13 protein-coding genes and 1 pseudogene are annotated in these 12,787 nt (G+C 49.4%); 1 reads left to right on the forward strand and 13 read right to left on the reverse strand.

From position 1 onward, the window contains the following. Nucleotides 1-30: 30 nt before the first annotated feature. From DWZ16_RS08340 to dapF (DWZ16_RS08380), 11 genes are all read right to left on the reverse strand, one after another. The gene (locus tag DWZ16_RS08340; RefSeq protein ID WP_021683568.1) at nt 31-276 is read right to left on the reverse strand and encodes a DUF6061 family protein; all 246 of its coding nucleotides are present in this window, start codon (nt 274-276) and stop codon (nt 31-33) included. A 24-nt stretch (nt 277-300) separates the two neighbouring features. Next, complete coding sequence (locus DWZ16_RS16755; RefSeq protein ID WP_412694309.1) at nt 301-744, reverse strand: hypothetical protein; 444 nt, start codon at nt 742-744, stop codon at nt 301-303. Next, nucleotides 744-1,979 carry a 23S rRNA (uracil(1939)-C(5))-methyltransferase RlmD gene (rlmD, locus tag DWZ16_RS08345; RefSeq protein WP_412694310.1) on the reverse strand — a complete coding sequence of 412 codons (1,236 nt, stop codon included), beginning with the start codon at nt 1,977-1,979 and terminating at the stop codon, nt 744-746. Before rlmD ends, DWZ16_RS16755 begins: the two co-directional genes overlap by 1 nt. A 32-nt stretch (nt 1,980-2,011) precedes the next feature. Next, complete coding sequence (locus DWZ16_RS16135) at nt 2,012-2,494, reverse strand: MATE family efflux transporter (RefSeq protein WP_243021966.1); 483 nt, start codon at nt 2,492-2,494, stop codon at nt 2,012-2,014. Beyond that, complete coding sequence (locus DWZ16_RS08350; RefSeq protein ID WP_243021967.1) at nt 2,479-3,393, reverse strand: MATE family efflux transporter; 915 nt, start codon at nt 3,391-3,393, stop codon at nt 2,479-2,481. Before DWZ16_RS08350 ends, DWZ16_RS16135 begins: the two co-directional genes overlap by 16 nt. A 131-nt stretch (nt 3,394-3,524) precedes the next feature. After that, the gene (locus tag DWZ16_RS08355) at nt 3,525-4,157 is read right to left on the reverse strand and encodes an AAA family ATPase (protein ID WP_022358543.1); all 633 of its coding nucleotides are present in this window, start codon (nt 4,155-4,157) and stop codon (nt 3,525-3,527) included. Between the two features lie 170 nt (nt 4,158-4,327). Beyond that, nucleotides 4,328-5,128 carry an N-acetylmuramoyl-L-alanine amidase gene (locus DWZ16_RS08360; RefSeq protein ID WP_117795973.1) on the reverse strand — a complete coding sequence of 267 codons (801 nt, stop codon included), beginning with the start codon at nt 5,126-5,128 and terminating at the stop codon, nt 4,328-4,330. Between the two features lie 72 nt (nt 5,129-5,200). After that, nucleotides 5,201-6,001 carry a diaminopimelate epimerase gene (dapF, locus tag DWZ16_RS08365; protein WP_118522605.1) on the reverse strand — a complete coding sequence of 267 codons (801 nt, stop codon included), beginning with the start codon at nt 5,999-6,001 and terminating at the stop codon, nt 5,201-5,203. Nucleotides 6,002-6,047: 46 nt separating this feature from the next. Further along, nucleotides 6,048-6,602, reverse strand: coding sequence for an ANTAR domain-containing response regulator (locus DWZ16_RS08370; RefSeq protein ID WP_117795975.1), 555 nt, complete (start codon nt 6,600-6,602; stop codon nt 6,048-6,050). Nucleotides 6,603-6,633: 31 nt separating this feature from the next. Then, nucleotides 6,634-7,953: a glutamine synthetase family protein gene (locus tag DWZ16_RS08375; RefSeq protein WP_118522606.1), complete on the reverse strand. Its 1,320-nt coding sequence runs from the start codon at nt 7,951-7,953 to the stop codon at nt 6,634-6,636. A gap of 220 nt (nt 7,954-8,173) precedes the next feature. Further along, nucleotides 8,174-9,034: a diaminopimelate epimerase gene (dapF, locus tag DWZ16_RS08380; RefSeq protein ID WP_022358537.1), complete on the reverse strand. Its 861-nt coding sequence runs from the start codon at nt 9,032-9,034 to the stop codon at nt 8,174-8,176. Nucleotides 9,035-9,399: 365 nt separating this feature from the next. Between dapF (DWZ16_RS08380) and DWZ16_RS08385 the strand changes: the two genes are divergently transcribed. Further along, a complete protein-coding gene (locus DWZ16_RS08385) occupies nt 9,400-10,341 on the forward strand; it encodes an AraC family transcriptional regulator (protein ID WP_118522607.1) in 942 nt (313 codons plus the stop codon). A 13-nt stretch (nt 10,342-10,354) separates the two neighbouring features. Here DWZ16_RS08385 and ytvI read toward each other — a convergent pair whose 3' ends face one another. Further along, nucleotides 10,355-11,470: a sporulation integral membrane protein YtvI gene (gene ytvI, locus DWZ16_RS08390; RefSeq protein WP_117795979.1), complete on the reverse strand. Its 1,116-nt coding sequence runs from the start codon at nt 11,468-11,470 to the stop codon at nt 10,355-10,357. A 38-nt stretch (nt 11,471-11,508) separates the two neighbouring features. Next, nucleotides 11,509-12,698: pseudogene (locus DWZ16_RS08395) on the reverse strand (pyridoxal phosphate-dependent aminotransferase). Between the last annotated feature and the right edge of the window lie 89 nt (nt 12,699-12,787).

The raw sequence follows: 12,787 nt of genomic DNA on the forward strand, positions 1-12,787 counted from the left end.
TCTGCCAAGGAAAAGGCAGAGGGCTGAGTTTTAATCTAAGGGTTTACATTCAGTTACAGTTTTTAGATAAATTTCGGGATCACCGTTCAAGATCAAGTCTGCATATCCAACCGGATCATTGTAGATTAGATAATCCAGTTCTGACCGTTGATACATATTGTCAGCAACCTCATTCTCCACGGCGATGGTATCAATGGCAATCATGCTGCCATCTAAAAATTTCAGTTCCACACAAGCGGTATCCATGTTAAACTCACAAGAAATCAATCTATCCATAAGAAACCTCCATTTTGCGGGATGTTAGATCATCCCAAAATATTTGAATGCTTCTCGGATTGCTTTCTCTTTTTCCTGCGGACACTGGGGCTGTCTGGAATCCTCGGACTTCGGCAGATTATAGTTCTTACCAACCCCAATCCCACATTTTCGTTTAATCTGTGAGATATAGAGGTTGGACACCTTTAACCCGGTATGCTCCAACACATACTCCTTGATCTGCGGATAGGTTGCCCCATCCTGAAATTCGGACATATCCATATCTTCCAAAGAGAACTCAACCCGAATCTTTTTCGAGTCGACCTCACCCTTGGAAAGCAAGACAACCGTCTCCACATGCCCCGTCCACCCAAACAAATCCACCGGCCATGCTTCTTTCGCCCGATAACCGTGCTTTGCGAATACTTTCAAATCGCGTGCCAATGTATCCGGACCACAGGAAATGTAGACGACACGTTTCGGCTGCATCAGGCTACCGCGTCGATAAATTCTTCGGTACTTCCGCTTCTCGGCGGATCCATGAAAACGACGTCGGCGCTCTCGCTGCGGGCTGCCATATGAGACATGAACCGGCCTGCATCATTGCAGAAGAACTGTGCATTGGTGATGCCATTCTTCTTCGCATTCTGCACTGCATTCCGCACTGCATCCTGATTTAACTCTACGCCGATAACTTTGCCCGCGTGTTTGCTGGCAATGAGACCGATCGTACCAATACCGCAATAAGCATCCAGTACCGTCTCCTTGCCTGTAAGTCCTGCCAGTTCCATCGCTTTTCCGTACAGCTTCTCAGTCTGAACTGAGTTAATCTGATAGAAGGAACGGGACGAAATACGGAACCGGAGTCCGCAGAGTTCATCTTCGATATATCCTTTTCCATACAGTACATGTTCTTTGTCCCCCAGTACCATACTGGTGCTTCTGCCGTTGATATTCTGGACAATCGTAGTAATTTCCGGGTGCTTTTCACGAAGCGCCTTGACGAAATTGTTCTTCGACGGGAATACCGGGGATGCTGTCACCAAAACGACCAGAATCTCGCCGGTTGTGAAGCCGCGGCGAATCAATACATGACGCAGCAGACCGTATCCGGTGTCCTCATCAAAAACACGAATCTTGAACGAACGAAGCATACTCCGGATCGTCACGATGATCTCGTCTGCTTTCTGATCCTCAATCAGACAGGAATCCACCGGAAGAATCCGATGTGTCCCCTCTTTGTAAATGCCAGAAATCGGATTATTTTTCCGATCCAATCCAAATACCGCATGAACTTTATTGCGGTAATGATACGGCTCTTCCATTCCAATGATCGGACGAACCGGACAGACACCGCCCAGCAGTTCTTCCATGCGCTTCTGTTTTTCTTTTAACTGCTGATCATAGGTTAAATGGAGATACTGACAGCCACCGCACTCACGGTAAATCGGACATTTTGTTTTTCCTCGCTGTCCACCACGAACCGTTTTCTGACCGTCTTTTTCCCCTACATTTCGTTTCCTGTCCCCATGTGTGCCCCATTTATCCTCAACTCCAGACACTTTACGAGCAGCTTTTCTCTGTTTTTCCCCATTGACTCCCACTTTTGCACTATTCTTGGAAAATCCAGTTGTTTTCTCCCCCCGGCCAAACGATTTCTTTCCTTCCGTTCTTTTTCCATCAGAACCATTCCCTGCTGTCTTTTTCCATCCTGTTTCTTTCATTTTTTCTCACACTTTCTTTCTTCGCTTATCTTCTACGCCTCTCCCAACTCCGCTTCTGTCTTCACGCCCTTAAAATTCTTCTTCCAACGTTCTTTCTTAAAATGCACCGCGTAAATGAGTCCGCGCACGCATTCATCGGCTGCCATCGCAATCCAGACGCCTTCCAACCCCCAGCCGAGCTTGCTGCCGAGCAGCCAGGAACCGGCGGCAGCTACGACCCACTGGAAGGTGATTCCGACCGTGGTCGGGGTCAGGACATCGCCGACCGCAATCAGGCATTTGGTCATAACAATGTTGACCGCGCGCCCGATCTCCAGCACAATCTCAATCACCAGAATCCGCCGTCCAAGCGCAATGATCTCCGGGTTGTCTGTGAAAATCAGGAAAATGTATTTGCCTCCCAGACACATCAGCACCGCCATACCGACACACGCCGCAATCGCAACCTTCAGTGTCGCATTCACTCGTTTCTGTATATCATTCAGACGGCGCGCGCCGATCAGGTAGCCCAGCACAATCTGGGTTCCGTCGCGATCGCCATCGCATAGACATAATCAATATTGGCAAAAATCGTACAATATCCCTTAGTTACAGTAACCAGCGTGCCAAAGGAATTAACAATTCCCAGAATCATCATCTGGGAGAGATTGTATGAAAAACTTTCGACCCCTGTCGGAATTGCCAACAGGCAGAGATTTTTTAAAATCTGCACCGGAAATGGACGCAGATAACTCATTCCCATTTTGACGCGGCGGCTCTTGAAAAACATTCCGATCATCAATGCCAGACCAACTAACTTACTGATATCCGTCGAGATCGCCGCCCCGACCGCCCCAAGCTGCGGCATTCCGAACCAGCCGTTGATTAAAATCGCATTTCCCACAATATTCATGGCATTCATGATAACTGATATAATCATGACTTCCTTTACCATGGCAAATGCGCGGATCATCGCTGAGAAGGTCAGATAAAGTCCCTGCACCAGAATAAATGCGCCGACAATCAGCAGATACAGCGACGCCTCATCAAAAACCTCCTCCGGCACATGGATCGCCCGGTAAAGCGGCGTGTGCCCGGCAAAAACCAGAATCGTTGCCGCAAGACTGACGCCGCCGATCAGCACGATCGAGACCATGCAGGTCCGGGATGCATTTTTTTCATCCTGCGCGCCCAGATACTGGGACAAAATCACGGTAACCGCCGTCGATGCCATGCTCAGCACGATAATTACCAGGTTCATGATCTGGTTCGCATTGACAATCGCTGCCACTGAGGGCTGCGATACCCGGCTTACCATCATCTGATCAACGTTTCCGACCAAAAGCTGCAATAACAGCTCCACGAAGATCGGCAGCGACATCAGAAATAAATTCCGGTTCGTATTCATTTTGTCAATATCATTTTGATATTTCATATTTTCCCCTTACTTGTAATAATAGCAAAACAGCACATACAGCCGTCCAAACACTCTCGTATTCGCCCGGCTGCATGTGCCATTTTACACGATACTATATTGAATTGCAAGTGGAAGTCATTCTTTTTCCCTTACAAAAGCCCCCTCATTTTTAAATAATCCTTAATCAACTGAACCGCCCCATCCACACCAATCTGCGTCGTATTGATCAAAAGATCGTAATTCTCCGGTTTCTCCCAGTCGCGCCCTGCATAATAACGATTATAATCGCGGCGTTCCCGGTCGATCCGGTGGATATTTTTGAGAACGTCTTTGTCCGCGTAGAGATTCCGCTCACGCACGCGCTCCTCACGCACTTTAATATCCGCGTAGAGGAACACGCGGATCAGTCCCTCGGTGCCATCCAGCACGTAATCCGCGCAGCGACCGATGATGACGCAGGATTCCTCCGCCGCCAGCTTCCGGATCACTTCCGACTGGAAGCGAAACAGATTGTCGGCTGAAATGAGATCGGAACCGAACGACGGTGCGCCCTTTTCCGGCGTCAATGTATTGATAATCTTGTATAAAAGCCGGTTGCCCGCCTTCTCGTCTGCCAGATGGAAATAGCTCTCTTTGATACCGCTCTCATCTGAGTTCATACGGAGAATGTTCTTATCATAAAAACTGATCCCCAGATCTTCCGCCAACTTTTTGCCCGTATCCGCACCACCGCTTCCATACTGTCTCGCAATCGTGATGATAATTTTTTTCTTCTCTGACATACCAAACCCCTCCCTTTATCTACAAGAAAATGCATGTTGCTTTCTATCTTCAGCATACCATAATGAGGGGATTTTTTCCATTCATTTTTACAAAAAGCACAGCAAAAATCAATCAAATAAGTCATTCTATTCTTATTTTCAGATAGTGCCTGTTTTTCAGCTTTTCTCCCCTACTTTACCTCCCTCTCATACAAAAGCACCGTCGGAAATCCCGCCTTCCGCAGTTCCTGTTCCATCCGCACAGCGTTGTCGAGATTTTTAAACGCACCGACCCGAAGCTTGAAATACGTCCCGTCGTACACCAGAAATGCAGGGAATCCCATACGGCGCAGTTCTTCTAACTGCTGCTCTGCCAGCGATCGGATGCGGTACGCCCCCGTCTGGATCTGGTAATAATAGTCGCTCTCTTCCACCGGACGGCGATCCATGTCGTCATCGATTACATTTAGAATCCCAGATGCAACCGCCGCCGCAATTTCGTCAAACTGCGCGTCAAACCGCTTGTTATCCTCCGGATTGTCGATAAATCCGGCTTCAACCAGAACCGCCGGCATCTGCGTTTTCCGCAGCACAATCAAATCCGGGCGCTCGATCACGCCGAGATCCACATATCCGGTGCGCGCCAGCTCTCTCTGGATTGAATCCGCCAGCTGTTCTGATTCCCTGCCTGTCTTGTACACCAGCGTCATGACGCCCGAACCTTTTCCCGGCTCACTCGCCGCATTGCGGTGCAGGGAAACAAAATAGTCCGCGCCCGCCTCATTTCCCATCTCTGCTTTCTGGTAGGGCGTGTCATAAACGTCCGTTGACCGCGTGTAGACGACATTCACCCCATTTTCCTCGAGAATCCTCCCTACTGCCAGCGCCAGACGCAGGGTATCGTCCTTTTCCATCCGATCCTCAAATACTGCTCCCGGATCTTTCGTTCCGCCGTGCCCGGCATCTATCATCACTTTCTTTTTTTCTTCCAAAAGAAAAGACTCCTCTCACATATCGTTGTACTACTACCATATGTGAAAGAAGTCCCAAAGTTTCCTGTTTAATTATTCCTCATACTCCCCGCTAAACACTTCCACCGCCGGTCCAGTCATGAACACGCGGTTTTTCTCTCGGTCCCAGCGGATCTGCAGGCAGCCGCCCAGCAGCTCGACCTCAACCGAATCCTCCGTATGCCCTGCCAGAATGGATGCAACGGCAACCGCGCAGGCACCTGTTCCACATGCCATCGTTTCGCCGGATCCGCGCTCCCAGACACGCATTTTTACGTGTGTGCGGTCAATGACCTTGACAAACTCGGTGTTGGTACGATCCGGGAAACGCTTATGGAACTCGAATTTCGGTCCAATCGTCTCCAGATCCAGGGAATCAATCTCATCCATAAACAGAACGGCGTGCGGATTTCCCATGGAAATTCCGGTAAATTCGTATTCCGTTCCATCTACCTCGATCTTCTCCGGAAGCTCGGAAGTCTGCTCCGGCTCGCCCATATCGACGGTGACCGCCGTTACTTTGCCATTTTCAACCTTCATATCCAGATATTTAATCCCGGACAATGTCTCAACAGAAATCTGCGGCTTGTCCACGATATGGTGGTCATACGCATATTTTCCCACACAGCGGATGCCGTTGCCGCACATCGCGCCGCGGGAACCGTCCAGATTGTACATATCCATGCGGCAGTCTGCCACCTCAGATGGGGTAATCAGAATCAATCCGTCGGAACCAATTCCAAAATGGCGGTCACTGACGGCAATCGCCAGCTTCTCCGGATCGTTTACCGTTTCTTCAAAACAGTTGACATAGACATAATCATTGCCAAGTCCCTGCATTTTTGTAAATTTCATCGTTTTTGCTGCTCCTTCTGCCTTTTTGATCCTATTGTAAAGGATCTTACGCCATTTTGTAAAGACTGATTACCATTTGTGCCGCCTCAATAAGGCTGACCTGGCTGTCCATGCTGCATTTCTGCAGATATTTGTGCGCCTCCGGCTCCGCCATCCGGTTCCGCTCCATCAAAATAGCCTTTGCGGTGTCGATCGCTTTCTGATCCTCTTCCCTACGCTTCTGCGGCGGCTGGCGGCGCATCCGCCGTCTTTTTTCCGCCTGTGACTGCTCAATCATGCGGACTGTCGAAACTAAATCTCCCATTTTAAACGGCGCCGGCAGGCAGACAATCCTTCCCATCGCTTCGCCGCTCCACCGGCTCGGGGAAGCAATGAGAAGCAAATCAAATCCCGGCGGCAGCTGGTCGGCAAGCTGCCGGCAGGTCATATCACCAAACCGGTAGCCGCTCACCACAATCCCGCTTCGCAAATCATCGGTTAACGCTAAAACCTGCGCGCCCGATGTGCAGGAGGCTGTGACCTGTATTCCATGTTTTACGAGTATATTTCTAATATTTCGTCCGTCCTGCGGCTTCGAAAATGCTACTATGATGTTTCCCACGTGGTCTCACCTCACTGCGATTTCGTACCCCCTAACAACGATACAGATATTCCGCTGTCTCCCAATCCGTCACATAGGCACAGAAGCGTTCCCACTCCTCTTTCTTGCCCTCGCCGTACATCCGGCAGAACTTTTCCCCAAATACACGGTGTGCAAATTCATTCTGATCCAGCTTCTGGAGCAATATCCCCAATGTCTCCGGGAACCGCGGCGCATTCTCATCGCCCGCTTCTTCATCCAGCACCAGCGCCTTCTCGATTCCTTCCAGTCCTGCTGCCAGAATCGCCGTCAGCGCCAGATACGGATTCGCAGACGGATCCGGGAACTGCACTTCCACGGAAATACATCCGTTCCGGTCTTCCTTCACATGAACTGCCTTTTCACTTCCTTTTTCCCACACAGCCGCCGGGAACTCCGGCTGGAACACCGTGCTCCGCTCCGCCGCCAGACGTTTATATGAATTGACGGTCGGATTCGTAAAAATCATCATATCACTCAGATTTTTAAGCACGCCTGCTGCAAAATGCTTCGCCTGCGCCATCGCCTCCGCGCCCCGTCTGGAAGAGATCGACATGCCCACATGAAGCCCCGATCCGTCGCCGCTCATGTTTGGCTTCGGCATAAAAGTCGCATGCAGACCATGGCGTTTCGCAATCCGTTTGACCGCCGCCTTGAACGTCTGTAAATAATCTGCTGCCTCAATGCCCCGGCGCGCCGGAAGGACGAAACTGTGCTGTCCGGCAGTCAGACCATGATGCGTGCTCTCGACCGCAAATCCTGCTTCCTCCAGGCTCAGAACCATGTCCCGGCGGACGCCCTCTGCCAGATCGATCGGCCCCGCGTCATAATACCCGGCAACCTCATGCGTCACCGTCGTCGGTCTCCCATCATCATCCGTGTGAAACAGATAAAACTCACACTGGAAATCAAAATCAAAGTCCAGTCCCATCTTCTCGGCACGTTTTACCGTTTCCTGTAAAATATGACGCGAATCCGTCCAGGACGGCGTCCCATCCGCATTGCAGACCTGGCAGATCACGCGCGCTACATTTTCCTGCCCGGAATCCCACGGAAGAATCTGATACGTTGATGCATCCGGCTTCAAGTACAATTCCACACTCTCGCTCTGGTCCGTCAGATACTCCGGCGCCGCCGCGCCCTCGATCCCAGCTTTCTGTAAGCCGCCGAGCGCAAACCGGTTGATTGCATACCCCTCTTTCATCGCTTTTTCCGCCTGCCTCCGCGTCATCTGGACCATTTTGCACTGTCCAAAAATATCGGTAAACTGCAGCTTTACCAAATCAACATCTTCATCAAAAAAAGGTTCGGATCGGTTCGTATTCTCTCCCATCGCCATTTCCTCCTATAAAAAACGAGGCAGCTGTCTCTGTTTCCAGTCAGCCCCCTCGCCCTCTTTTCATATACGCCCAGAATTTTCCTGCCTATACAGACCCCAAAATTTCAAGCATACGTTTATGATCGTTTTGCTGTGTGAGAATGCCCCTGTCATTCTTTTCACAATTTTTATAAATAAAATATAGCAGTCCGATATTTTTCTGTCAAATACTTTTTTATTTAATCCGCAGCTGTTCGCTCAATTCATTTCCCAACTGGATATGTCCCACATAGCCGACCTCGCCGACCATGTAAACCATGCCGTCCTCCTTGATTTCCACTTCCAGCGTGCCGCCCGGCATATGGACGTACATATGCGGATCGGCAAGTCCCAGGCGGTATGCCGCACTCGCCGCCGCGCAGGCGCAGCTTCCGGACGCCAGCGTATATCCAACGCCTCTCTCGTAGATCTCGATCTGGATATTCGTCCGGTCAAGAACATTTAAAATCTGCGTATTGACCTTTTCCGGGAAATATTCGGATGTTTCCGAATGCTCGCCGATCCGGCACACCATTTCCTTCGAAATCTCATTCATCCAGATAACACAGTGCGGATTTCCCATTGAAAGACAAGTCGTGACATACGGAATCTTTCCAAATACCATCGTCTGGTTTACCATCTCCCGCCGCTCGCCGGTCACCGGAATCTCATCGCTCCAGAACGTCGGATGTCCCATCGAAATTTTCACACGGGTCGCATCCTCGTTGAGATAAAAGACTGTCTCCTCGCCTCCCAGCGTTTTCCAGGAGATCGTCGTTTTCTGCACATATCCCGCGTCCCGCAGATATTTTGCAAAAATACCCATGCCGTTGCCGCTCTTCTCCGCCTCGCTTCCATCCGCGTTGTAGATGCGTACATAAAAATCATTCTCCCCCAGATATGGACCCGCCAGAATGCCATCCGCGCCGATGCCAAAATGACGGCTGCACATCTTCTTGATATTCTCCGCATTCAATTCCAGATCATTCTTATTTGGATCAAACACCAGGTAATCATTTCCCATACAGTGATATTTTTCAAGCACAACCTGTTTCATCGCGATACCTCCTGCCCCTTTTAATCAATACCATAAAATTCTTTTATCAATGATTTCTATTCTACTTCCGTTCTTGAAATCACTTTATCATGCATATCCATTTATGTTTTGAATATGTCTGCATTTTCATAATATTCCATCTATGCTTTCTTTAATTTCAATTTTAGGAAAATATAGCAGCTTTTAATAGAAGAATCATGCTTTAAATATTGCATATAATGCTATATAATATGAAATAAGAAATGAAATGTCTGTGTTTCAAAACATATTTATCTCAGAGGAAAACAACAAACTCAATGCATTTATACAAGATATAATTTCCCGCAACAATCAACCTGCAATACACTCAAAAAAGGAGTCCCCTTATGTCAGAAAATACCACCCACGAATCCCCCGCCTACGAAAAACGCGGCTACCTCAACCACGAATTCCGCCTTTTCCACCTGCGCGGGCAGATGGATACACCGGTTGCCTACCACTATCATGATTTCCACAAAGTCCTGATCCTGTTAAATGGCGAAGCGGACTACATCGTGGAAGGCCGTTCCTACCACCTCCGCCCGCTCGACATCGTCCTCGTCGGCGCGCACTGCCTGCACAAGCCGGTCGTGCCATACGGAAGCCGATATGAGCGCATCATCCTCTACCTGTCGCCGGAATGTCTGGATGCATTCTCCTGTGCTGACTGTGCGCTCGACCTCTGTTTCCAGCTTGCCAGAGAACAGCAGTCCGATGTTCTGCGCCTCGGTTCCCTTACCATGACGCCGCTCTTAGAGGCGCTGTCAAGACTGGAAAATGCCTATCAGGCAGGCGGTACAAATGACAATGGCACAGACAATGCTAACTTTGAATCCCTTGGTGGCAGCAGCTATGGCTCCGGGCTTCTTCTGCGTTTATTATTTCTGGAATTTATGGTACACCTTGATCGCGCCGCCTCCGAAAACCACCGGGAATACGTTCCGACCTCCCCTTCCGGCGAAAAAATCCTGGAACTCATGCGCTACCTCTCTGAACACCCAGAAGGAGACCACACGATCGACCAGCTCGCCACCCGCTTTTACATGAGCAAATACCACATGATGCGCCTCTTCCGCCAGGAAACCGGCTACACCATTACCGAATACCTGACCGAAAAACGCCTCCAAAACGCAAACGAGCTCCTGCGCCGGGGCACCCCCGTCACAGAAGCCTGCTATCAATCCGGATTCCGCAATTATGCTGCATTCCTCCGGGCATATAAGAAAAAATATCGCGATACGCCGCATAATTTATCCAGATTAAATTACAAAGAAAATTTTACTATATAATAAGGAAACCTCCCTATTCTTCCCTCCGGAATTTCTGAATCGCCTCCATCAGCATCCTGAAATTCCGGATCATTGAATCAAACGCCCCATATTTATAAAAATTGATAAAGACAAGCCCCACCGGCACCGCCAGAATCATGCCTGTCAGCCCGCGCAGCTTAAATCCCAGATACAAAAGAAACAGCGTCATCAGAGGCGGCAATCCCATCGACTCCCCGACGATCTTCGGCTGGATGATCTGACGGACGACCTGCGTCAGGATGTAGAGCAGGATAAGCCCGGTCGCATACGCATACTCCCCCGCAAACAGTTTCACAACCGCCCATGGGAACAGCACCGTTCCCGTTCCAAAGATCGGCAGAAAATCCAGAATCGCCGTCAAAAACGCCAACAGGACACCGTAGCGGACACCCAGCACCAAAAATCCTGCCGCGAGAATCAGCGCCACCACACACATGATACGGAATTGTGCCAGAAAATATCCACCAATCAGTCCCTTTGCGTCCCGTTTCATATACTCGATATAGCGGAATACAAATGCCGGAAGATGCTCTTTCAGCCACCGCATGATGGACTCCCGATCCGCCAGAAACAGGTATGAAGACAGGATAATAATGACCATATTTACCAGAAGATTCGGAATACTCTTCGCCACATGTCCGGCGATCTGCACGGTCGGTTCCGCCGCCCGCGATACCAGTTTTCCAAACAGACCATCCAGATTATCCGAAAATGCCAGCAGCGGCGGTTGTAAATTCTGCGGAAAATATTCTGCAAGCTTCCGCCCATTCTGCAATGCATTCTCGATCTCAGCGATCACACTCTGATATATTTCCGGTGCATCCGCCAGAAAACTTCCCATTTCCCGGTAAACCAGAAGACCCGCCCCGTAAAAAAGACCGATCACGATCGCCAGCGCCGCAATAATGATCAGCATCGAGCCGTGGCGCCGCACCAGCTTCACGCGCCGTTCCAGAAACCGAACCAGCGGATTTGCTAAAAGTGCCAGAATCCATCCGACCACAAACGGCATGAAAAAATGCAGAAGTCTGGGACCTAAAAAGATGACCAGACATAAACCAAGGAGCGGAATCACAATATTCAGAATCATTCTAAAACATCGTTTCATCTCATCCTTTTCCTTTCCGAGGCAATGATGCAATTTCGCTATACCAGATTATAGTGTTCCGCAATCTTTCTGAATGCCGGAAGCGATCTCTCGATCTGTCCATATGATACGCAGTATGCGATGCGCACATAACCTGGGCACGCGAATGAACTTCCCGGTACTACCAGTACATTGTACTGTTTGCATACCTCGCAGAATTCCTTCTCATTCTCCACTGGAGATTTCACAAACAGGTAGAACGCGCCCTCCGGCTTGATGCAGGAAAATCCGCACTCTTTCAATCCGTTGTAAAGCAGGTTACGGTTGCGGTCGTAAGCTTCCAGATTCACATTCGCATCTACGCAGCGCTTGATGACTCTCTGCATCAGGGATGGCGCATTGACACAGCCAGAACACGGTTCGCGATCGTTGCCGCCTGGAATACATTTGCGCTCTCATCCATCTCAGACGGGATTACCAGATAACCGATACGCTCGCCCGGAAGGGACAGGGACTTGCTGTACGAGTAGCAAACCACTGTATTGCGGTAATATTTTGTCACATACGGTACAACCGCGCCGTCGTAAGCCAGCTCACGATACGGCTCATCGGACAGAAGCACGATCGATGTGCCAAATTCCTTCTGTTTCTTTTCCAGAATTGCTGCAATCTTCTGCAGTGTTTCCTCGGAATAAATAACGCCGGTCGGGTTATTCGGGGTGTTGATGATGACTGCCTTGGTCTTTTCGTTGATCTTTTCCTCAAATTCAACGAGATTCGGCTGGAAATCCACCGTATTCGGAGATACAACCACCAGCTCGCCGTCATAGTTGCGGACATAGGAACCATACTCTACAAAGTATGGTGCAAAGGTAATGACCTGCTCTCCTGGATTTAACAGGGTCTTTAAAATGACATTCAAACCACTTGCCGCACCGACCGTCATCAGGATGTTGCCTGCGTGAAAGGAGGTGCCGAACCGGCGGTTTAACGACTGAGCGATCGTCTCACGCACATCTTCATAGCCTGCGTTGGACATATATCCGTGTACAAACAGGGAATCTTCTTCCTTTACGATATCCTGAATCGCCTGATTTACCTCTGCCGGAGCCGGTACGCTCGGATTTCCAAGGCTGAAATCAAACACATTCTCACGTCCATATTTCGCCGCCAGCTTATTGCCCTCTTCAAACATCATACGGATGGCGGAGTTATTTTTCATAAGCGGTATCATTTTTTCTGAAATCATTGGCTTGCCCTCTTTTCTGTAAAACTGATCCATGCGGCAACTCTATCTGTATACAAGCAGCACTTTAACTTACTGAATTGTCGTCTTTT

It is taken from the genome of Clostridium sp. AF29-8BH (genome assembly GCF_003478145.1).
Taxonomy (GTDB): domain Bacteria; phylum Bacillota; class Clostridia; order Lachnospirales; family Lachnospiraceae; genus Otoolea; species Otoolea fessa.